The sequence below is a fragment of the Knoellia flava TL1 genome (genome assembly GCF_000768675.1).
GTDB lineage: Bacteria > Actinomycetota > Actinomycetes > Actinomycetales > Dermatophilaceae > Knoellia > Knoellia flava.
On sequence record NZ_AVPI01000012.1, the window covers coordinates 178,723 to 199,715 of the forward strand.

The 20,993-nt window shown below is 70.3% G+C and carries 19 protein-coding genes; 9 read left to right on the forward strand and 10 right to left on the reverse strand.

The window, feature by feature from the left end:
- Positions 1-100: 100 nt before the first annotated feature.
- From N798_RS06210 to N798_RS06235, 6 genes are all read right to left on the reverse strand, one after another.
- Positions 101-958, reverse strand: coding sequence for a trypsin-like serine protease (locus N798_RS06210; RefSeq protein ID WP_035947070.1), 858 nt, complete (start codon positions 956-958; stop codon positions 101-103).
- Positions 959-1,059: 101 nt separating this feature from the next.
- Positions 1,060-2,235, reverse strand: coding sequence for an ABC transporter ATP-binding protein (locus tag N798_RS06215; protein ID WP_035947073.1), 1,176 nt, complete (start codon positions 2,233-2,235; stop codon positions 1,060-1,062).
- Complete coding sequence (locus tag N798_RS06220; RefSeq protein WP_084100174.1) at positions 2,232-3,299, reverse strand: ABC transporter ATP-binding protein; 1,068 nt, start codon at positions 3,297-3,299, stop codon at positions 2,232-2,234. Before N798_RS06220 ends, N798_RS06215 begins: the two co-directional genes overlap by 4 nt.
- A gap of 7 nt (positions 3,300-3,306) precedes the next feature.
- Positions 3,307-4,326, reverse strand: coding sequence for an ABC transporter permease (locus tag N798_RS06225; protein WP_084100176.1), 1,020 nt, complete (start codon positions 4,324-4,326; stop codon positions 3,307-3,309).
- 5 nt (positions 4,327-4,331) lie between these two features.
- Complete coding sequence (locus N798_RS06230; protein WP_035947077.1) at positions 4,332-5,342, reverse strand: ABC transporter permease; 1,011 nt, start codon at positions 5,340-5,342, stop codon at positions 4,332-4,334.
- 87 nt (positions 5,343-5,429) lie between these two features.
- Entirely contained in the window at positions 5,430-7,103 is a 1,674-nt protein-coding gene (locus tag N798_RS06235; protein ID WP_035947078.1) for an ABC transporter substrate-binding protein, read from the reverse strand.
- 194 nt (positions 7,104-7,297) lie between these two features.
- Here N798_RS06235 and N798_RS06240 point away from each other — a divergent pair, with 194 nt between their 5' ends.
- The 6 genes from N798_RS06240 (at position 7,298) to N798_RS06265 (ending at position 14,666) form a co-directional block, all read left to right on the forward strand.
- Complete coding sequence (locus N798_RS06240; protein ID WP_035947080.1) at positions 7,298-7,753, forward strand: (deoxy)nucleoside triphosphate pyrophosphohydrolase; 456 nt, start codon at positions 7,298-7,300, stop codon at positions 7,751-7,753.
- 25 nt (positions 7,754-7,778) lie between these two features.
- Positions 7,779-9,680 carry a translational GTPase TypA gene (gene typA / locus N798_RS06245; protein ID WP_035947082.1) on the forward strand — a complete coding sequence of 634 codons (1,902 nt, stop codon included), beginning with the start codon at positions 7,779-7,781 and terminating at the stop codon, positions 9,678-9,680.
- 100 nt (positions 9,681-9,780) lie between these two features.
- Positions 9,781-11,529, forward strand: coding sequence for an ABC transporter substrate-binding protein (locus N798_RS06250; protein WP_035947083.1), 1,749 nt, complete (start codon positions 9,781-9,783; stop codon positions 11,527-11,529).
- A complete protein-coding gene (gene mshB, locus N798_RS06255) occupies positions 11,526-12,398 on the forward strand; it encodes an N-acetyl-1-D-myo-inositol-2-amino-2-deoxy-alpha-D-glucopyranoside deacetylase (RefSeq protein ID WP_035947085.1) in 873 nt (290 codons plus the stop codon). Before N798_RS06250 ends, mshB begins: the two co-directional genes overlap by 4 nt.
- Positions 12,399-12,421: 23 nt before the next feature.
- Entirely contained in the window at positions 12,422-12,907 is a 486-nt protein-coding gene (locus N798_RS06260) for a flavin reductase family protein (RefSeq protein WP_035947180.1), read from the forward strand.
- Positions 12,908-12,947: 40 nt separating this feature from the next.
- On the forward strand, positions 12,948-14,666 hold the full coding sequence (locus N798_RS06265; protein WP_035947087.1) for a VanW family protein: 1,719 nt from the start codon (positions 12,948-12,950) through the stop codon (positions 14,664-14,666).
- A gap of 7 nt (positions 14,667-14,673) precedes the next feature.
- Here N798_RS06265 and N798_RS06270 read toward each other — a convergent pair whose 3' ends face one another.
- Entirely contained in the window at positions 14,674-15,759 is a 1,086-nt protein-coding gene (locus N798_RS06270; RefSeq protein ID WP_188450366.1) for a GNAT family N-acetyltransferase, read from the reverse strand.
- A 20-nt stretch (positions 15,760-15,779) separates the two neighbouring features.
- Between N798_RS06270 and fdxA the strand changes: the two genes are divergently transcribed.
- From fdxA to N798_RS06285, 3 genes are all read left to right on the forward strand, one after another.
- A complete protein-coding gene (fdxA, locus tag N798_RS06275) occupies positions 15,780-16,106 on the forward strand; it encodes a ferredoxin (RefSeq protein ID WP_035947089.1) in 327 nt (108 codons plus the stop codon).
- Positions 16,103-17,245, forward strand: a complete 1,143-nt coding sequence (gene dapC, locus N798_RS06280; RefSeq protein WP_035947090.1) for a succinyldiaminopimelate transaminase — start codon at positions 16,103-16,105, stop codon at positions 17,243-17,245. Before fdxA ends, dapC begins: the two co-directional genes overlap by 4 nt.
- 135 nt (positions 17,246-17,380) lie before the next feature.
- Entirely contained in the window at positions 17,381-18,679 is a 1,299-nt protein-coding gene (locus tag N798_RS06285; protein WP_035947092.1) for a citrate synthase, read from the forward strand.
- 81 nt (positions 18,680-18,760) lie between these two features.
- Here the strand turns inward: N798_RS06285 and N798_RS06290 are convergent, their stop codons facing one another.
- The 3 genes from N798_RS06290 to dapD form a co-directional block, all read right to left on the reverse strand.
- The gene (locus N798_RS06290; RefSeq protein WP_084100180.1) at positions 18,761-19,075 is read right to left on the reverse strand and encodes a DUF3072 domain-containing protein; all 315 of its coding nucleotides are present in this window, start codon (positions 19,073-19,075) and stop codon (positions 18,761-18,763) included.
- A gap of 73 nt (positions 19,076-19,148) precedes the next feature.
- Positions 19,149-20,033 carry a hypothetical protein gene (locus tag N798_RS06295; protein ID WP_035947093.1) on the reverse strand — a complete coding sequence of 295 codons (885 nt, stop codon included), beginning with the start codon at positions 20,031-20,033 and terminating at the stop codon, positions 19,149-19,151.
- Positions 20,033-20,956 carry a 2,3,4,5-tetrahydropyridine-2,6-dicarboxylate N-succinyltransferase gene (dapD, locus tag N798_RS06300; RefSeq protein ID WP_035947094.1) on the reverse strand — a complete coding sequence of 308 codons (924 nt, stop codon included), beginning with the start codon at positions 20,954-20,956 and terminating at the stop codon, positions 20,033-20,035. The genes N798_RS06295 and dapD overlap by 1 nt, the downstream gene beginning before the upstream one ends.
- Between the last annotated feature and the right edge of the window lie 37 nt (positions 20,957-20,993).

Below are 20,993 nucleotides of genomic sequence, written 5' to 3' on the forward strand. Positions count from 1 at the left end.
TCCGACGTCCGGTCGCGGACGGCATACGGGAGCGATGCCTGCAACGCGCGAAGGCCGGTCCCGCGAGGTGCGGGACCGGCCTTGGCGTGCGAATCCGGGGTCAGGACGCGGCGGAGACGCCGAACCCGGCGAGCCAGTCCTGGACGACGGGGATGTCGATGCGCTGCAGGCCACCGAGGTAGCGGCAGTTCGACGTGTAGCCGTAGCTCGTCACGGTGACCTGGTAGCCGCCCTTGAAGGTCGGGCCACCCGAGTCGCCGAAGCACGTGCCGCCGCCACCGAACGGGTCGTTCTCGTTCCCGTTGACCTGGAGGATCTGCGGCGTGAGCTTCTGGCCCTTCTCCTCGGTGACGCGGCGCAGCAGCGGGTACGACTGCGGGGTGGGCTTGCGCGGGCCGGTCTCTGCCTGGCGGACCTCGGTGCCGTAGCCGACCGACGTGAAGAGCGTCTGGTTGAGGATCCTGGGGGTGAAGCGGTTGAGGTAACCCGACGGTGCGACCTTGACGGGCGCGATGCCGGTCACCGCCTCGTCGAGGACGATCACGCCGACGTCGTTCCAGTTCTTCATGTCCGTGAAGTCGGAGTAGGCGGGGTGCGTGTGCGCGGTCCCGGAGAGGTAGCCGGCCGCCTTGAGCTCGGCCGAGGTGTAGCCGGCCGTGGTGTCCTTGGCGACGGGCAGCGGCGACGGTGGAGCGTCGGCGATCTTGGTCTCGAAGGTCACGGCCGTCTTGCCGACGGTGCCGTCGGTGCAGTGGGCCGCCGTGACGAGCACGGTCGGAGTGACGAGGCTCGCGGTGCAGCGGTAGCGCCCGGTGGCGTCGTAGAACGCGATGAGGCCCACGTTCGGGTGGCCTTCACCGTCGGGCTGTCCGCCCGTGATGGCCGAGGCCGCGAGTGCGGTGCCTGCGACGAGGCCTGCGGCGAGGACACCCGCGGCGGCGATGCGTCGGACGGTCAATGGAACCTCCAGGAAGGATGGCAGGGACGGCCGCCGAGAAAAGGCGACGACGCCGCGGACGTTACCGTCCACGGCGCCGTCAGGGGCCGGATTCGACCGGATCAGAGCGCTTCGGAGATCGACGCCGGTCCCATGAGGGAGTCGTCGCCGTCGAGGAGGTCGCTGAGGTCGGTGACCTCGGGCGCGACCTCGTGCCGCTCGATCTCACCGGACTCGATCTGCTCGGTCCAGTGGCAGGCCACGCGGTGGCCGGAGCCGACGCCGGGGATGTCCGGCACCCGCAGCACCGGACGCTCGGTGTCGCACTTGGTCTCCTGCCGCCACGGGCAGCGGGTGTGGAAGCGGCAGCCCGACGGCGGCCGCGACGGCGAGGGGAGGTCGCCGGTGAGCAGGATCTGCTCGCGGCGGTCCTCGACGACCGGGTCCGGCACCGGAACGGCCGACATGAGCGCGCGCGTGTAGGGGTGCAGCGGCTGGGCGTAGAGGTCGTCGGCGTCGGCCTCCTCGGCGAGCGCACCGAGGTACATCACCCCGATCCGGTCGCTGATGTGCCGGACGACCGCGAGGTCGTGCGCGACGACGAGGTAGGTGAGGCCGAACTCCTCCTGGAGGTCCTCGAGGAGATTGACGACCTGCGCCTGCACCGACACGTCGAGGGCCGAGACCGGCTCGTCGGCGACGATGAGCTTGGGGTTGACCGACAGTGCGCGGGCGATGCCGATGCGCTGGCGCTGGCCGCCCGAGAACTCGTGCGGATACTTGGCCAGGGCCGCCTCCGGCAGGCCGACGGCATTGAGCAGCTCGACGAGCCGCGGACGGGCCTCCTTGGCGTTCTTCGCGAGTCCGTGCGCCTTCATGCCCTCGAAGAGCAGCGACTCGACCGACTGGCGCGGGTCGAGGCTCGACAGCGGGTCCTGGAAGACCATCTGGATGTCCTGGCGCTTCCTGCGCAGCTCCTCGCCCTTGAGCGAGGCGATGTCGACGCCGTCGAAGGTCACGGTGCCGTCGGTCGGCGGCTCGAGGTTGAGGATCGCCCGCCCGAGCGTCGACTTGCCGCAGCCGGACTCTCCGACGAGCCCGTAGGTCTCGCCCCGCCGGATCTGCAGGTCGACACCGTCGACCGCATAGACGTGGCCGATCGTCTTGTCGAAGATGACGCCGCGCTTGATGGGGAAGTGCACCTTGACGCCCTTGGCGTCGACGAGGACGTCACTGCTGTCGTATGCCGGCCGCTCGCCGTCCGTCGGCTGCGTCGCGTCGGTGGTCGTCTGGCTCATCGGGTGGCCTCCACGGGGTTGAAGCAGCGCAGGGCTCGCTGGTGGTGCTCCTCGAGCTCGGGCATCTTCTGCGTGCAGACCTCGATCGGCTGCGAGCAGCGCGGGGCGAACGCGCAGGCGCTCGTCCACGGCAGGTTGTCCGAGACCGACCCGGGGATCGGGGTGAGGCGCTGGCCGCGAGGTGCGTCGAGCCGGGGGATCGAGGCGAGCAGGCCGTGCGTGTAGGGGTGACGCGGCTGGGCGAAGAGGTCGTGCCGGTCGCCACGCTCGACGATGCGGCCGCCATAGAGGACGTTGACCTCGTCGCAGAGCCCGGCGACGACGCCGAGGTCGTGCGTGATCATGACGAGGGCCGTGCCGGACTCCTCGACGAGCTCCTTGAGCAGGGCGAGGATCTGGGCCTGGATCGTCACGTCGAGCGCGGTCGTCGGCTCGTCGGCGATGAGCAGCCGCGGCTGGCAGGCCAGTGCGATGGCGATGAGCGCACGCTGCCGCATGCCGCCCGAGAGCTGGTGGGGGTAGTCCTTGAGCCGGCGGTCGGGGTCGGGGATGCCGACACGGTCGAGGAGCTCGCGGGCAACCGGTGTGGCCGCCTTGCGGGACATGCCGCGGTGGCGTTCGAGGACCTCGGTGACCTGCAGGCCGATCGGGACGACCGGGTTGAGCGAGGACAGCGGGTCCTGGAAGACCATCGCGATGTCCTTGCCCCGCTTGTCCCGCATCTGCTGGTCGGACAGGTCGAGGAGGTTGGTGCCCTCGTAGTCGACCGTGCCGGTGACCTTGTTGCCGCGCTGGGGCAGCAGGCCCATGATCGCGAGCGACGTGACGGACTTGCCGCACCCGGACTCGCCGACGAGGCCGACCGTCTGCCCGGGGTGGACGTCGAAGGACACGCCTTGGACGGCCTCGAAGGGCTCCTGGCCCTGGCGCTGGAACGTCACGCGCAGGTCGCGCACGCGCAGGAGTGGCTCACTGCCGCCCTCGCGCCAACGTCGGGCCTTGTCGCGGTCGGCGACGTTGGTCTGGTCGGTGGGGGTCGGGTCCGCGGTGGTGGTGGGGCTCATGCGCGGGTCACCTCCGGCTCTTGGGGTCGAGCGCCTCGCGCAGCGACTCACCCATGAGGGTGAAGCCGAGCGCGACGACGATGATGCAGGCGGCGGGATAGAACGCCAGATGGGGGTAGTCGCGGATCCACTGCTGCGAGGCGCCGAGCATCTGCCCCCACTCCGGCTGGCGGTCGTCGGGGTTGCCGAGCCCGAGGAACGACAGAGCGGCGGCGTCGATGATCGACGTCGCGAGCACGAGCGTCGACTGGACGATGACCGGCCCGAGCGAGTTCGGGAGCATGTGGCGGAAGACGATGGAACTCTGCTTGACGCCGAGAGCTCGCGCGGCGAGCACGTGGTCACTGGCCCGCTGGGCGAGCATCGACCCGCGCAGGAGACGCGCGAAGATCGGCACCTGCACCACGGCGATGGCGATGATGACCGTCCACTGGGACGGCCGGGGGGCCAACGCGGCGATCGAGACCGCGAGGAGCAGAGACGGCACCGAGAGCATGACGTCGACGATGCGCATGACGAGGGAGTCGACCCAGCCGCCGAAGGCGCCGGCGAGAGTGCCAAGGATGATGCCGCCGGCGAGCCCGAAGAGAGTGGCGAAGACACCGACAATGAGCGTCTGTCGGGCTCCGACGATGAGCCGCGAGAGCAGGTCGCGACCGAAGTCGTCCGAGCCGAGGGGAAAGCCGGCCTCCGGCCCGGGGACCGGGTTGGTGGATCGACTCAGATCCTCGAGGAGCTCGGGCATCCGCTTGGTCGGGTCGTTGGGAGCCAGGAGGGGGGCGAAGAGCGCGAGCAGGACGAAGACGACGGTGATGGCCAGCCCGAGGAGGAAGACCGGGTTGCGGCGCAGCCGGGCCCACGCGCTCGCGATGAGCGAGACGCCGCCGGTGTCCTTGACCTTGCCCGCGGCGCCGACGTGGACGTCCTTGACGGCGGTGGCGGTGCCACCACGACCGGAGGTCTCGGCCAGGGAGTCGATACGGTCCTTCTTGGCGCTGGGGCGGGGGTCCATGGGGGAGGGGTTCATGGCGGTCACCTCGTCCGGACTCGGGGGTCGATCACGGCATACATGATGTCGACCAGCAGGTTGACGATGACGTAGATGCCTGCGGCAGCAAGGATCAGGACTTGGAGGACCGCGTAGTCGCGCAGGCGGAAAGCCGTGGCGAGGGCGTCTCCGACGCCCGCGAAGCCGAACACCGTCTCCGTGAGGACCGCGCCGGCGAGCAGTGCACCGACCTGGAGCCCGATCGTCGTCGTCACGGGCAGCATGGCGTTGCGCAGGATGTGACGCCCCCGGATGATCCGGGCGGTGAGGCCCTTGGACTCGGCGGTGCGGATGTAGTCCTCGTCGAGGACCTCGAGCACCGAGGCGCGGGTGATCCGGAAGACCACGGCGAACGGGATGGTCGCCAGGGTGACCGCCGGGAGGATGAGGTGCTTGAACGAGTCCCACGCGGCATCCCACTCACGGGTGAGGATGCCGTCGAGGACGAAGAAGCCGGTGATCCGGGTCGCGTCCAGTCCCGTGCTCTGGCGCCCTGACACGGGGAGCCACCCCAGCTCGATGGCGAACACGCGCTGGAGCAGGAAGCCGAGGAAGAAGACGGGGACCGCGACGCCGATGAGCGAGCCGACCACCGACGCGTTGTCGAGGAACGTCTCCTTGCGACGTGCTGCGAAGTAGCCCAGGGGGATGCCGAGGGCGACGGCGATGGCGAGAGCGAAGAGGCTCAGCTCGATCGTCGCGGGAAGCCTCTGCAGGAAGATGTCCAAGGCGTCGCGGCCGGGGAGCACCGCGGTCGACGGGCCGAAGTTGCCCTGCAGGACGCGGCCGACGAACTTGGCGTACTGCACCCAGACGGGCTGGTCGAGGCCGAACTGGGCCTCCATGGCGGCCCGTGAGGCTGGGGTGGCGCGCTCACCGAGGATCGCCGAGACGGTCCCTCCGGGAAGGGAGCGCAGCCACAGGAACAACAACAACGACAACACGATGAGCACGCCGACCATCTGCACGAGCCGGCGGACGATGAACCTCAGCACGAGTTCCTCCTTGCATCATGGCGGTGGCCGCCCCGGCGATCCTTCGCCGGGACGGCCACCTCCGTCAACGGGTGCGAGCGGTCAGGCTCACTTGCCGCCGACGGTCACGCCACTGAACTCCTCCGCGGTGAGCGGCGAGGCGACGACGCCCTCGACGCCCTCACCGACGACGAGCGCCGGCGGGGAGTGGCTGATCGCGAGCGCCGGGAGGTACTCCTCCTGGATCTGCTGGTTGATCTTCTCGTACATCGCGGTGCGCTCGGCCTCGTCGACCGTCGAGTCGGCCTTGGCGAGGTCCGCGGCGAGGGTCTTGCCGAACGCCTGCTTCGTGAGGCCGAAGTTGTTGGCGTCGAGGCTGCCGAAGAACGTGCCGATGAAGTTGTGCGCCGAGTCGTAGTCACCCGTCCAGCCGAGGAGGAAGGCGTCGAACGCGTTGGCGTCGACACCATCGAGGTAGCCACCGTTCCACGGCTTGGTGACCGTGTTGACCTTGATGCCCGCGGCCTCGAGGTCACCCGCCATCGCCTGGTAGAGCTTCTGCGGGTTCGGCATGTAGGGACGTGTGACCTCGGACGGGTACGCGAACGTCAGGGTGAGCCCACCGGCCGCCTGGATCGCAGCCTTCGCCGCGGCGGGGTCGTACGCCACCGGCTGGAGGGACTTGTTGTAGCCGCTCACGGTGTCGGGCATCATCTGCGTCGCGACCTTGGCGCCCTCGGGGAGCTGCGTCTTGACGAGCTCCTCGCGGTTGATGGCCTGGTAGATCGCCTTGCGGACCTTGAGGTCGGTGAGCTTCGGGTTCTTCGTCGGGTTGAGGCCGAGGTAGAACACGTTGAAGGCGGGACGGATCTCGACCTTGTTGCCCGCGGACTCGAGGCCCTTCCAGTCGGCCGGGTTCGGGAGGTCGTAGCCGTTGATGCTCTTGGCCTCGAGCTCCTGGCGACGGGTGCTCTCGTCGGGGATGATCTTGAAGACGACCTTGGCGTTCTTGGCCTTCTCGCCCCAGTAGTCGTCGTTGCGGACGAGCGTGACGGTCTTGTTGGCCTCGTCGTACTTCTCGAGCTTGTAGGGGCCCGTGCCCACGCCGGCCTTGGAGTAGGCGGGGTAGACGAAGCCCTCGCCCTGGGCGACGACGTCGTTGGCCTTGCCCGCGTCCATGGCCTTCGGCGACTGCATCGAGAGCGAGTCGAGCGAGAGGAAGGTCGGGAAGCCGGAGGTCGGGCGGGTGACGGAGAGGACCACGGTCTTCTCGTCCTTGGCCTCGCAGCCCTTGTAGAGCGACTCGGCGGCCTTGGCCTTGAACGCGCCGAAGGTGCCGGCCCAGTACTCGGCGGCGACCTGGCCGGCCGGGTTCTGGTCGAACATGCGCTCGAAGTTCTTGCACACCGCGTCGGCGTTGAAGGGCTCGCCGTCGTGGAACTTCACGCCCTCGCGCAGGGTGAAGGTCCAGTTGGTGCCGGATGCGTCCGGCTCCCACTTCTCGGCGAGCTCGGGCTCGATCTCGGCGCTGCCGGCCTTGATGCCGACGAGACCCTCGAACATCTGGCGGGTCACGCGGAAGGTCTCGCCGTCGGTGGCGTAGAAGGGGTCCATCACCTTGGGGGCGCCGGCGGCGCCGAAGGTGAACGTGGACGAGCCGCCTCCGGAAGTGGAGCCGGAGTCCGACCCGGAGTCGTCACGGTCGGACTGGGCGCAGGCCGTGAGGGCCAGGGCCGCGGCCGTCAGCACGGCGAAGGGAGTCGCCTTGCGCTTGAACGTCATCGATACCTCGCTTGGATGTGCGAACCTCTGGGGCCACGGTTGGCCACAAAGGGGTGGAGCGACCATGCAGTCGGGCACGTGCGTCGTGCGTCTCTGCAGCGGACGGGTTGACCCTAGCGACATCCGGCCCCGCGACAACCGCACCATGCATTTGTTTATCGGAGTGAGACCCGGATCCGGGAAGGAGTGGCGACGTGTCCACCGAGCAGCCGAACGACCTCGTCGAGGTGGTCGCCGCAGCACTCGTCGACGACCTCGCGCGGCCGACGCAGATCCTCGCCGCGCGCCGCACCGAGCCGGCCGAGCTCGCCGGGGGCTGGGAGCTGCCCGGCGGCAAGGTCGACCCCGGCGAGACCAGCCTCGAGGCGCTCCACCGCGAGCTGCTCGAGGAGCTCGGCGTCGAGGTCTCCGTGGGCGACCGGGTCGACGGCCCGCTCGAGCGCGGTCGCTGGCCGCTGGGAACGGCATACGCGATGACGGTCCACCTCGCCGAGGTGACGGAGGGCGTGCCCGAGCCGATCGAGGACCACGACGAGCTCCGCTGGCTCGGGGCGGACGACCTGTATGCCGTGCCGTGGCTTCCCGGGGACCTCCCGATCGTCGACGCACTGAGTGAGGTCCTGGCGGAGTCCCGCCGTTTTCGTCCCTGAGCGAAACCCTGAGAGACTGGGCATCATGCCCATCACTACACGCGACGACATCCGTAACGTCGCCATCGTCGCGCACGTCGACCACGGAAAGACCACACTGGTCGACAAGATGCTCTGGGAGGCAGGCGCCTTCGCCGAGCGAGCCACCGTCGAGACCACCGGCGAGCGCGTCATGGACTCCGGTGACCTCGAGCGCGAGAAGGGCATCACCATCCTCGCGAAGAACACCGCCGTCCACTACGCCGGCAAGGCGGCCACTGACGCGGGTCTCGCCGACGGCCTGACGATCAACATCATCGACACCCCGGGCCACGCGGACTTCGGTGGCGAGGTCGAGCGCGGCCTGTCCATGGTCGACGGCGTCGTCCTGCTCGTCGACGCCTCCGAGGGCCCGCTGCCCCAGACGCGCTTCGTCCTGCGCAAGGCGCTCGCGGCCAAGATGCCGGTGATCCTCTGCATCAACAAGGTCGACCGCCCCGACTCCCGCATCCAAGAGGTCGTCGACGAGGTCTACGAGCTCTTCATCGACCTCGACGCCTCCGAGGACCAGATCGAGTTCCCCATCGTCTACGCGTCGGCCAAGAACGGCCGCGCCTCGCTCGAGCGTCCCGAGAACGGCGGCCTGCCCGGCGGCGACGACCTCACCGCGCTCTTCGAGACGATCATCTCGACGATCCCGGCGCCGACCTACGACACCGAGGCGCCCCTCCAGGCGCACGTCACCAACCTCGACGCCTCAAACTTCCTCGGCCGCCTCGCCCTCCTGCGCGTCTTCAACGGCGAGATCAAGAAGGGCCAGCAGGTCGCGTGGTGCAAGCACGACGGCTCCATCGAGCGCGTCAAGATCACCGAGCTCCTCATGACGGAGGCGCTCGAGCGCAAGCCGCTCGAGGAGGGCAAGTCGGCTCGTCCCGGTGACATCATCGCGATCGCCGGCATCCCCGAGATCATGATCGGCGACACGATCGCCGACGCCGAGAACCCCGTCCCGCTGCCCGTCATCACGGTCGACGAGCCCGCCATCTCGATGACGATCGGCACCAACACGAGCCCGATGGTCGGCCGCGTCCGCGGCTCCAAGGTCACGGCCCGCATGGTCAAGGACCGCCTCGACAAGGAGCTCATCGGCAACGTGTCGCTGCGCATCCTCCCGACCGAGCGTCCCGACGCCTGGGAGGTCCAGGGCCGTGGCGAGCTGGCGCTCGCGATCCTCGTCGAGCAGATGCGTCGCGAGGGCTACGAGCTCACCGTCGGCAAGCCGCAGGTCGTCACCCGCCAGGTCGACGGCAAGCTCCACGAGCCGGTCGAGCGCCTCACCATCGACACCCCCGACGAGTACCTCGGCGCCATCACCCAGCTCCTCGCCGCCCGCAAGGGCCGGATGGAGCAGATGACCAACCACGGCACCGGCTGGGTCCGCATGGAGTTCCTCGTCCCGTCGCGCGGCCTCATCGGCTTCCGCACCGAGTTCCTCACCGAGACCCGTGGCGCGGGCATCGCGCACCACGTCTTCGAGGACTACGAGCCCTGGTTCGGCACGATCACCACCCGCACGTCGGGCTCGCTCGTCGCCGACCGGTCGGGGCCGGTCACCTCCTACGCGATGGTCAACCTCCAGGAGCGCGGCACGCTCTTCGTCGAGCCGTCCACCGAGGTCTACGAGGGCATGATCGTCGGCGAGAACTCCCGCGCCGACGACATGGACGTCAACATCACCAAGGAGAAGAAGCTCACCAACGTGCGCGCCTCCTCGGCCGACAACTTCGAGAAGGTGGTCCCGCCGCGCAGGCTCAGCCTCGAGCAGTCGCTGGAGTTCTGTCGCGAGGACGAGTGCGTCGAGGTCACCCCGGAGGCCGTGCGCATCCGCAAGGTCGAGCTCGACCAGACCGTGCGTGGCCGGACGGCTTCACGCGCCCGCAAGAACTGAGGCGCCCGCTCCCGCGCCGCACCGAGGACGTATCCCGCACGTGAACACCCGAAGCAGCCGGCACCAGTCCCGACGTCAGCCCAGCCACCGTGTCTGGGCGATGCTGGCTGCTCTCGTGGTGCTCCTCGTCTCGGGCATGGCCGGGTGCAGCCTCATCGGTGGCGACGGCGACGCCGCCGAGACCCCGCAGGTGGCGGCGCGGGACCGCGTCGACGAGCGCGGCGGCACCCTCAAGGCGCTCTCGCTCGGCCCGGTCCTCAGCTGGGACCCGCAGCGGATCAGCGCTCGGGACGACGCGGCCTTCGCCGGCCGGATCTTCCTGCGCACCCTCACCGCCTACCAGCCGAGCACCGACCCGCGGAACCAGTCGCGGCTCGTCGGCGACCTCGCCACCGACGCGGGCACGCCCAACAAGGACCTCACCTCCTGGTCGTTCACCCTCCGCGAGGGCGTCGCGTGGGAGGACGGCTCCCCGGTGACGTGCGAGGACGTCAAGTACGGCATCTCGCGGACCTTCGCGACGACGGTCATCACCGGTGGCTCGACCGACGCCCTCGCGGTCCTCGCGGTGCCGAAGCAGCCCAACGGCGCCTCGGTCTATGCCGGCCCCTATGCGACGGGACCGGCGGCAGCGGCCGGCGCCGCGGCATACGACAAGGCCGTGGTCTGCCGGGGCACAATGATCACGTTCGCGCTGAGCGCACCGGTGGGCGACTTCAACGAGATGGTGAGCCAGCCCGCGTTCGCCCCGATGAAGAAGTCGGCGGACAAGGGCAAGGACGGCACCTACGTCGCCTTCTCGAGCGGCCCCTACAAGCTCGCCGCCCCGTGGCGCGCCTCCACCGGTGGCTCGTGGGAGCGCAACCCGCACTGGAAGGCGTCGACCGACGAGGTCCGCCGGGCCTATCCCGACCGGATCGAGCACCAGGAGGGGATCGAGACCCAGACGGTCGCGCAGCAGATCATCGCCGACGGCGACGGTGCGAGGAACGCGGTGTCGCTCGGCCCGGCGCCGCAGGCCATCCAGCAGCACATCGTCTCGGTCGACACCCTCAAGGAGCGGTCGGTCACCGCCGGTACCGGCCTCGTCGACTACCTCGTCCCCAACGTCAAGAGCACGGTCTTCGCCGAGCCCGAGGCTCGCCAGGCGCTTGCCGTCGCGACGAACCGCCAGGCCTACGTCACCGCCCTCGGCGGATCGACCACCGGCCGCCCGACGACGACCCTCATCCCCGAGTCGTTGCCCGCGCACCATGACGAGGATCCCATCGCGGCCGGACCGCGTGGCGACGCCGACCGCGCCAAGGTCCTGCTCGGCAAGGCGGGCCTCACCCTGCCCGTGCCGCTGCGGGTCGTCTACCGCTCCAGCCCGGTCGCCGACAAGGCGATGGCCGCGCTCGTCGCGGGGTGGACCGAGGCCGGCTTCGCGCCGACCCTGACGCCGCTCGAGGACGACTACTTCCAGACGATCGGCGCACCCGCCGCCGCGTCGAGCTACGACGTGTTCTGGTCGAACTGGTCGCCGGCGTGGGCCTCGGCGAGCACGATCCTGCCCGCGCTCTTCGACAGCTCGATCAACCTCACCGCAGCCGGTCCGGGCCGCGACTACGGCTCCTTCGCCGACGCGACGGTCAACGCCGAGATCCAGCGCATCGGCAGGATCGCCGACCGGACCAAACGCGAGGAGGCGTGGGCGGCCCTCGACGCGACGCTCCAAGGGCAGGGCGCCTACATCGGGCTCGCGGAGCGGCGGGCTCTCTACATCGCGGGCAGCGACGTCAGGAACCTCTCCGCCAACGAGGTGATCGGCGGCGTCGTCGAGCTCGCGGACATCGCGGTCCGGCAGTGACCCGTCTGCTGTTCGTGCACGCCCACCCCGACGACGAGACGTTGGCGACGGGCGTCGCGATCCTGCACCACGTCGAGCGCGGCGACGACGTGCACGTGCTCACGTGCACCCTCGGTGAGGAGGGCGAGGTCATCCCGGCCGCGCTGGCCCACCTCGAGGGCGCCGACGGTGACCCGCTCGCCGAGCACAGGCGCGGCGAGCTGGCCGGTGCGACGTCCACTCTGGGGGTGACCTCCCACCTGCTCGGCGCGGCCGACGCGGGTGGGCGGCCGGCATACCGGGACTCCGGGATGGTCGGGTCGGCGGCATTCGCGCACGACCGCGCGTTCGCCGGCGCGGACCTCGACGAGGTCGCCGCCGAGGTGCGCGCGACGGTCGAGGCCATCGGCCCGGACGTCGTCGTGACCTACGACGAGCAGGGCGGCTACGGTCACCCCGACCACATCCGGGTGCACGACGCAGTGCGCAGGGCACTCGCCCAGATGCCTTCTGCGCCACCGCTCTTCGTCACCCATACCCCACGGTCGTGGGCCGTCGAGGACCGTGTGTGGCTCGCCTCGCACCTGCCCTCCGGGACCGGGTATGCCGTCCCGTCGCCGAACGACCCCTACCCGCCGTCCGTGGTCGACGACGACCTCGTGACGCACGCCGTCGTCGACCCGTCCGTCGTCGAGCGGCAGCAGGAGGCGCTCCGCGCGCACGAGACCCAGGTCGTCGTCGGCGAGGGGTGGTTCGCGCTGTCCAACAACATCGCCTCCCGGCTGCCCGGGCGCGAGGGCTATGCCCTGCTCGACCCCACGACGGGCGCGCTCGTGCAGTCCGAGGGTCCGGCGGGCCGGCGTCCGGGACTGGTCGGGGACGACGCGTGACGGCGACGGGGGAGGAGGGCGCCATGGGGATCGACACCGACGCCTACCGGCACGTCATCGGTCGTCTCGCCAAGGGGGTCGCCGTCGTCACGACGACCGCCTCGGGCCACCACCACGCCATCACCGCGGACTCGGTCACGAGCGTCTCGCTCGACCCGGTCCTGCTGCTCGTGTGCGTCGAGACCGACGCACGCTTCCACGACGCGGTCCTCGAGCGCGGGGAGTTCGGCGTGAGCGTCCTCGCGGCGTCCCAGCGCGCCGCGGCCGTGTGGTTCTCGACGCCCGGACGACCCCTTCCCGGCCAGATGGACCGCACCCCGCACACCCTCACCTCGTCCGGGATCCCCCTCCTCGACGGAGCCCTGTCGACCCTGGAGTGCGTCGTGCACGACGTGCACCCGGCGGGCGACCACAGCATCATCGTGGGGGAGGTGCGTGCCGCTCGCCTGTCGGGTGACCCCACGCCCGCCCTCGTACACTTCCGCGGACAGTACTCAGCGCTCCCGTGACAACACCACCTGCACACGACACCCACCGAGGACACGACCAATGACCAGCGAATTCGACTCCGACACGGGCCAGGCACGACGACGCCGACGCGTCACGATCGCCTCGCTCGTCGGTGCGCTCACGCTGCTCGTGGTCGGCTACGTCGGTGCCGCGGCGTGGGCGAGCGGTCGAGTGCCGAGCGACACCACCGTCGGAGGCGTCCAGATCGGCGGCCTTGGCCCGGCAGCTGCCCGTGACGCGCTGGCCAAGGGGGTCGAGAAGCGTGCAACCGCTCCCATCGAGCTCACCGCCGGCGACAAGAAGGCCACGATCGACCCGAAGGAGGCCGGACTCGCCGTCGACCTCGACGAGTCGGTCGCCGACCTCACCGGCTTCAGCCTCAACCCGGTCAAGGTCATCGGCCACCTCACCGGAGGTGTCGAGCGCGGCCTCACGACGAAGGTCGACGAGGACAAGCTCAGGGCGGCCGTCGAGAAGGCTGCCGCCGAGCTCGAGATCGCGCCGAAGGACGGGTCGATCTCGGTCGCCGGCGGCAAGGTCGCCGTCGTCGAGCCCGTGAAGGGCCAGAAGGTCGAGGTCGACCCCACGGCCGAGACCGTCGCCGCCGCGTGGCCGCGCTCCGCGCCGATCGTCGCTCCCGTCGAGGAGTCCTCGCCCAAGGTGACCGCCGAGGAGCTCGAGCGGGTGAAGACGGAGTTCGCCGACAAGGCGATGTCGGGTCCGATCGGCATCAAGGCCGGTGACAAGACGTTCGAGGTGCCGGCCGTGGCGCTCGCTCCGGCCATCAGCTTCCCGGCGGACAGCGAGGGCCGGATCACCCCCAAGCTCGACGACAAGCTCGTCGTCGCCGTCGTGAGCAAGGCCGCCGCGAAGGCCGGGGCCACCGTCGCCGCGAAGGACGCGAGCGTGACCTTCAGGGACGGCCAGCCCGCCGTGGTCCCGTCGCGAACCGGCGTCGCTCTCGACACCACGAAGATCGTCGGTCCGGTGACGGCCGCGCTCACGTCGGAAGAGCGGGCCGCGATCCTGCCCGTGACCGTGGCCCAGCCGAAGTTCACGACCGAGAAGGCGCAGGCGACCCTGCCCAAGGGCCAGATCTCGACCTTCACCACCTACTTCAACGCCAACGGCGGCGGTCGCGTCACCAACATCCGGATCGCGGCTCGGGCCCTCAACGGCACCTACGTCCCGCCGGGCGGCACCTTCAGCCTCAACGGTGTCCTCGGCCGCCGCACCCCGGACAAGGGCTACGTCAAGGGCGGCGTCATCTCGGAGGGCCGGCTCAGCGAGAACTACGGCGGCGGCATCTCACAGGTCTCGACGACGCTCTTCAACGCGGCCTTCTTCGCCGGCGTCGAGTTCAAGGAGTACATGGCGCACGGCTTCTACATCTCGCGCTATCCCGAGGGCCGGGAGGCGACGATCTCCTACCCCTATCCCGACAACCGCTGGGTCAACACGACCGACGGCGGCATCTACATCCGCGCCAGCTCCACCGGCGGTCAGGTGACGGTCTCGTTCTACGGCACCAAGAAGTGGGACGTCACGGCGACCAAGAGCCCGCGTCGCAACATCGTCCAGCCCAAGAAGATCACCGACCCGTCACCTGAGTGCATCACTCAGGCACCCACGCCCGGCTTCGACGTCACCGTCACTCGGATCTTCAAGCAGGGCGGCCGCACCGTACGGACGCAGGCGTTCAACACCCACTACAACCCCGAGGACGACGTCACCTGCACGCATCCCGACGCGAAGTAGCCGTCGGTCAGCCTCGCGGCGCGGTGAGGTAGACGTAGCTCGAGTGGCGTTCGAACCCGAGGCGCTCGTAGACCCGGATCGCCGTCGCGTTGTCGGCCTCCACCTGCAGGTGGATGAGCCGTATGCCGTCCGCCCCCGCGCGCGCTGCGAGGGACCTCGTGATCCGGGTCGCCAGCCCGCGCCCGCGCATGGCCGGGGCGGTCCACACGGCGGCGATACCGGCCCACCCGCCGGCGACCGCGAGCCGGCCGACGGCGACGGGCCGAGGATCGCGGGAGGCCGGGGTGTCGAGACCGAGACGCTGGGCCAGTCCGCCGCCGACGGCGATGCTCGCGAAGAGCTGGGCCGGGCTACCCGTGAGGACTCGGGCGGCTACTTGCCGGTCGAGGGGCCTGCTCAGGGCATAGGCATCGAGCCAGGCGTCGTCGAGATCCGGCGTGATGCGGACCTCGGGTTCGGCGCCGGCGGACCGTGCGGTCGCGTCGGTCGGACCGGCGGTGGCCGGCCCGCCGGCCACGGTGCCCGTCGCCGCGGTGAGGGTAAGGGTGCGGTCCGCGGCGGTCCACCCGCGGTCGAGCAGCTCGGCACCGAGCGGGTCGTCACCGGGCTCGAAGCCGACCGGCCCGGCGAGGGCCACCTTGGCGGGGAGGCCGCGGACGGCATACCACTGCTCGACGCGGTCGACCGCGTCGGAGAGGGGGAGCCCCGGGCTGCCCACGGGCAGGACTGAGTTGCCGCGCTGGGTGAAGCCGCTCGAGGCGCGCAGCTCCCAGTCGCCGAGCCGTTCGCGCTCGACGGCGCCCCACGCGGGGCCCATGACGCGCTGGAGGTCGTCGACGGACACAGCCAGGTGGGCGGCGCCACGGCGGCTGGGCCGTGGGGGGACCTCCTTGGCCGCCACGATGCGGTCCACCGGGATGGTGACGTCCCCGTGGCGGGTCGCGACGACGACCTCGGTCTCGCTCCGGGAGAGGAGCGTGCCGACCGCGTCGGTCATCGACGGGCCGTCGTGCGGAGCCTCGCGGAGGGGGTCGAGCCGCGATCTGACGACGACGCGCGCGCCGAGGTGGACGGCATCGAGAGGCGTGGGCACGAGCGGCATACTATGGCGGCATGACGTACGTGATCGCGCAGCCTTGTGTCGACCTCAAGGACAAGGCCTGCATCGAGGAATGCCCGGTCGACTGCATCTACGAAGGTGAGCGGTCGCTCTACATCCACCCGGACGAGTGCGTCGACTGCGGTGCGTGCGAGCCCGTCTGCCCCGTGGAGGCCATCTACTACGAGGACGACACCCCGGAGCAGTGGGCCGACTACTACAAGGCCAACGTCGAGTTCTTCGACGACCTCGGCAGCCCCGGCGGCGCGGCGAAGATGGGCCTCATCCCCAAGGACCACCCGCTGATCGCGGCGCTGCCGCCGCAGGAACATGACGAGTGACGTTCTCACTTCCTGACTTTCCCTGGGACTCGCTCGCTCCGGTCAAGGAGCGGGCGAGTTCTGTTGCCACCGACGACGGGCTGGGACTCGTCGACCTCTCCGTCGGCACGCCGGTCGATCCGACGCCCGAGGTCGTGCAGGAGGCGCTGCGGTCGGCGTCGAACGCTCCCGGCTACCCGCAGACGTGGGGCACCCCTGCGCTGCGCGAGGCCGTGGCGAGCTGGTTCGCGACCCGCCGCGGCGTGCCCGACGTGGACCCGGACGGCGTGCTGCCCACGGTCGGGAGCAAGGAGCTCGTCGCGTGGCTGCCCACGCTGCTCGGGCTCGGGGCAGGCGATGTCGTGGGCTTCCCGTCCGCGGCCTACCCGACCTACGACGTCGGTGCCCGCCTCGCGGGTGCGACCCCGAAGGTCGTCGACGGGCTTGCCGCGCTCGGACCGCTGACGCCCTCGACCACGCCGAAGCTGTTGTGGCTCAACAGTCCTGGCAACCCCACCGGACAGGTGCTCGGGGTCGAGCACCTCGCCAAGGTCGTCGCGTGGGCACGTCGTCACGGGGTCGTCGTCGCGAGCGACGAGTGCTACGCCGAGCTCGACTGGCGCACCGACCGCGGTGAGGGCGAGCCTCCGACGACGCCGTCGATCCTCGACCCGCGGGTGACGGGGGGCTCGCACGAGGGGTTGCTCTGCGTCTACTCGCTCTCGAAGCAGTCCAACCTGGCCGGCTACCGCGCGGCCTTCGTCGCCGGTGACCCCGCTCTCGTCGGGCGGCTGCTCGAGGTCCGCAAGCACGCCGGGATGATCGTCCCGTGGCCCGTCCAGGTCGCGCTCACCGCGGCGGTCGGCGACGCCGCGCACGTCGAGGCGCAGAAGGCGGTCTACGCCGCGCGTCGAGCGACGCTCCTCGAGGGAGTGCGCGCGTTCGGGCTCGACGTGACCCTGAGCGACGCCGGCCTCTACCTCTGGGCGACCGCGGGAGAGGACGCCTGGACGACGCTCGACCGGCTCGCCGAGCGCGGCATCCTCGCTGCCCCGGGCACCTTCTACGGCCGGGCCGGGGCGCAGCACGTGCGCATCGCCCTCACCGCCCCCGACGAGCGGATCGCCGCGGCCGGGGCACGCCTCGGCGCGCCGTCCTGACGCCCTCCGTCCGGGGCCGCACCGGTCCCCATGGCGACCACGCTTTTCGTCGTCGCGGGCCTCTGAGGTAGCGTCACTGGAGCGCGAGCGGCGCCCACTGCGAGCTCGCCCGAGACGTGAGGAACCGAAAAGACGATGAGCACCGACGCAGCGGCCGGCGCGACCTTCAAGGTCCGCGACACCGAACTCAGCTTCCCCCTCGTGAAGGCCTCCGAGGGTAACAACGGCTACGACATCTCGAAGCTCCTCAAGGAAACGGGGGACACCACCCTCGACATCGGCTTCGTCAACACGGCGTCGTGCAACAGCGCGATCACCTACATCGACGGTGACGCCGGCATCCTGCGCTACCGCGGCTACCCGATCGAGCAGCTCGCCGAGAAGTCGAGCTTCCTCGAGGTCTCCTACCTCCTCGTCTACGGCGAGCTCCCGACCCAGTCCGAGCTCGACGCCTTCACCGAGCGGGTGCGCCAGCACACGATGCTGCACGAGGACCTCAAGGCCTTCTTCAACGGCTTCCCGCGCGACGCGCACCCGATGCCGGTCCTGTCCTCGGCCGTCTCCGCGCTCGGCACCTTCTACCAGGACAGCCTCGACCCGTTCGACAAGGAGCACGTCGAGATCTCGACGATCCGCCTCCTCGCCAAGCTGCCGACGATCGCGGCCTACGCCTACAAGAAGAGCATCGGCCAGCCGTTCCTCTACCCGGACAACCGCCTGTCGCTCCAGGAGAACTTCCTCCGGATGACCTTCGGCGTCCCGGCGACGGACTACGACATCGACCCCGACATGGTCAAGGCGCTCGACCAGCTGCTCATCCTGCACGCCGACCACGAGCAGAACTGCTCGACGTCGACCGTCCGGCTCGTCGGCTCGGCCCACGCCAACCTCTTCAACTCCGTCTCCGCGGGCATCCACGCGCTGTCCGGCCCGCTGCACGGTGGCGCCAACTCGGCCGTGCTCGAGATGCTCGACGGCATCCTCCAGAGCGGTGGCGACGTCGACACCTTCGTCAAGAAGGTCAAGAACAAGGAGGACGGGGTCAAGCTCATGGGCTTCGGCCACCGCGTCTACAAGAACTACGACCCGCGCGCCGCGATCATCAAGAAGACGACCGACACCATCCTCAACAAGGACGGCGTCGGCGACCCGCTGCTCGACATCGCGCTCCAGCTCGAGCAGCGCGCCCTCGAGGACGACTACTTCATCGAGCGCAAGCTCTACCCGAACGTCGACTTCTACACCGGCCTCATCTACAAGGCGATGGGCTTCCCGACGAAGATGTTCACCGTCCTCTTCGCCCTCGGCCGCCTCCCAGGCTGGATCGCCCAGTGGCGCGAGATGATCGAGGACCCGGCCACGAAGATCGGCCGTCCGCGCCAGATCTACACCGGCGCGACCGAGCGCGACTACACCGCGATCTCGAGCCGCTGACGCGAGCCGGCACCACGGCATACGAAGTAGCCCCGACCTGCACGACGCAGGTCGGGGCTCTTGCCGTCGTATGCCGTCCGCTCAGCTTCCGTCGCGGCCCGTCTCGTCCTGGAGCCGGTCGATCTGCTCCGAGGCCTGCGCCTTGGTGAGGTCGGCGGGCAGCTCCTCCCCGGCCTCCCGCGCGAGGGTGTCGAGGTAGCTGCGCTGGGCGCCGGTCATCGGCTCGTCGCCGGTCACCCAGTCGCTGGGGTCCTTCTCGGTCGTCGTGGGACGGGGGGCGCCGAGGACGTCGTCGCCGCCGGAGGGTCGTGAGGCGTCGTCGACGACCTCGTCGCCTGCAGTCCGGGTGGGGACGTCGTCATCGCGAGCATCGTTCGAATATGTGTTCGATGTCATGCCTCGACCGTACCCCGTTCGCCGGTCCCACGACACGACAGCGTCGGACGCTCTCGGCAGACGGGACAGCGCCTCAGGTGAGGTGGAGCTGGACCTCCAGCGGGCCGACGGGGGTGTCGGCGACCTGCCACTCCCACGCGGAGGAGTCCCGGCTGCGGGTCCACGACCGGTCTCCGATGGTCACCCCGGTGATCCCGGTGTCGACCGCCTTGGCGACGGACCACGAGGCGATCGACCACGCGAGCTGCTCGCTGGGGGCCTGCACGGAGAGAGTGCCCTCGACGGCTCGGACTCCGAGGGAGTACTCCGCCTCGAGGAGTCGGCCGATGAGCGCGACGTCGGCCTCGCCCTCGGCCCCGTCGAGGCGGCAGCCGACGCCTCGAGGCGAGTGCCCCGCGAGGCTCGACGCGAGGATCCGACCCTCCTGCTCGTGGTCGGCATAGGCCTCCGGGTAGGCGCTGCGCTGCACCTTCTGCGCGACGACCGTGATCGTGCCGGTCTCCCAGCCGTCGACCTTGACGAGAGCGTCGTAGAACTTGTTGGTCGAGTACTCCGGGTCGAGGATCTGCTCGACCGTGCCCCAGCCCTGAGACGGCCGCTGCTGGAAGAGGCCGACGGAGTCGCGGTCTCCGTAGCGGATGTTGCGCAGCTTCGACTCCTGGATCGCCGTGGCGAGGGCGATCGTCGCGGCTCGGGCGGGCAGGCCGCGGCGCAGGGCGATCGCCGTGATCGTCGCCGCGTTGCTCATCTGCTCGGGGTCGAAGTCGACCGAGGAGCCCGCGGCGGTGGCCTGGCACCGCGGCCCGAGGACACTCTCGAAGAGCGACCGGCCACCGAACCACGCACCCAGCCCGGCGACGAGGACGAAGGTGAGGACGAGCCCGCGCGCGACCCAGCGGCCGGGCCCGCGGCGCGGACGCTCCTCGGCCAGGGCGAAGCCGTTGCGGGAGCGGGGCATCAGTCGTTGGCGTGCAGGACGGAGTTGAGCACGATGCCGTGGCCGTCGCGCGGGCGCGCCTCGACGGTGCCGGTCACGGAGTTGCGGAGGAAGAGCAGCTTCGACTGGCCCGAGAGCTCGGCCGCCTTGGTGACGGTGCCGTCGGGGAGCGTGACCTTCGTGCCCGCGGTGACGTAGAGCCCCGCCTCGACGACGCAGTCGTCCCCGAGGGCGATCCCCAGCCCGGACTCCGCGCCGAGGAGGCAGCGCTCGCCGATGGCGACACGCTCGGTGCCACCGCCGGAGAGCGTGCCCATCGTCGAGGCACCGCCGCCGATGTCGGAGCCGTCGCCGACGACGACTCCCTGCGAGATCCGGCCCTCGACCATCGAGCTGCCGAGCGTGCCCGCGTTGAAGTTGACGAAGCCCTCGTGCATGACGGTCGTGCCGCTCGCGAGGTGGGCGCCGAGGCGGACCCGGTCGGCGTCGGCGATGCGCACGCCCGAGGGCACGACGTAGTCGGTCATCCTCGGGAACTTGTCGATGCCGAAGACCTGGACCGGGCCGCGGGACATGAGCGCGAGGCGCGTGGACTCGAAGCCCTCGACCGCGCAGGGCCCGTGGTTGGTCCACACGACGTTGGTGAGCGCACCGAAGAGCCCGTCGAGCGAGATCGAGTTGGGTGCGACGAGGCGGTGCGAGAGCAGGTGGAGGCGCAGCCAGGCGTCGGCGGTGTCCGCGGGGGCCGCGTCGAGGTCGACCTCGACGAGCCGGACCTCGCGGGTGACGCCGCGGTCCTCGTCGGCGACGGCGAGCGCGGAGAGCCCCTTCGGCTCCTCGGCGGCGGAGGCCTCGCCCAGCGAAGGGGCGGGGAACCAGGCGTCGAGGACGGTGTCGCCGTGGAGGGTGAGCAGGCCGTAGCCGTGTGCCGCGCGCGAAGTCATGCGCGCAAGACTAGATGCCCCACCTGCACGCCGAAGA

Coding starts and splice junctions, on each gene's coding strand:
- N798_RS06215 (WP_035947073.1), bottom strand. CDS start 2,235: ATGAGCCAGACGACCACCGACGCGACGCAGCCGACGGACGGCGAGCGG.
- N798_RS06220 (WP_084100174.1), bottom strand. CDS start 3,299: ATGAGCCCCACCACCACCGCGGACCCGACCCCCACCGACCAGACCAAC.
- N798_RS06225 (WP_084100176.1), bottom strand. CDS start 4,326: ATGAACCCCTCCCCCATGGACCCCCGCCCCAGCGCCAAGAAGGACCGT.
- N798_RS06235 (WP_035947078.1), bottom strand. CDS start 7,103: ATGACGTTCAAGCGCAAGGCGACTCCCTTCGCCGTGCTGACGGCCGCG.
- typA (WP_035947082.1), top strand. CDS start 7,779: ATGCCCATCACTACACGCGACGACATCCGTAACGTCGCCATCGTCGCG.
- N798_RS06250 (WP_035947083.1), top strand. CDS start 9,781: ATGCTGGCTGCTCTCGTGGTGCTCCTCGTCTCGGGCATGGCCGGGTGC.
- N798_RS06260 (WP_035947180.1), top strand. CDS start 12,422: ATGGGGATCGACACCGACGCCTACCGGCACGTCATCGGTCGTCTCGCC.
- N798_RS06265 (WP_035947087.1), top strand. CDS start 12,948: ATGACCAGCGAATTCGACTCCGACACGGGCCAGGCACGACGACGCCGA.
- fdxA (WP_035947089.1), top strand. CDS start 15,780: ATGACGTACGTGATCGCGCAGCCTTGTGTCGACCTCAAGGACAAGGCC.
- N798_RS06285 (WP_035947092.1), top strand. CDS start 17,381: ATGAGCACCGACGCAGCGGCCGGCGCGACCTTCAAGGTCCGCGACACC.
- N798_RS06290 (WP_084100180.1), bottom strand. CDS start 19,075: ATGACATCGAACACATATTCGAACGATGCTCGCGATGACGACGTCCCC.
- N798_RS06295 (WP_035947093.1), bottom strand. CDS start 20,033: ATGCCCCGCTCCCGCAACGGCTTCGCCCTGGCCGAGGAGCGTCCGCGC.
- dapD (WP_035947094.1), bottom strand. CDS start 20,956: ATGACTTCGCGCGCGGCACACGGCTACGGCCTGCTCACCCTCCACGGC.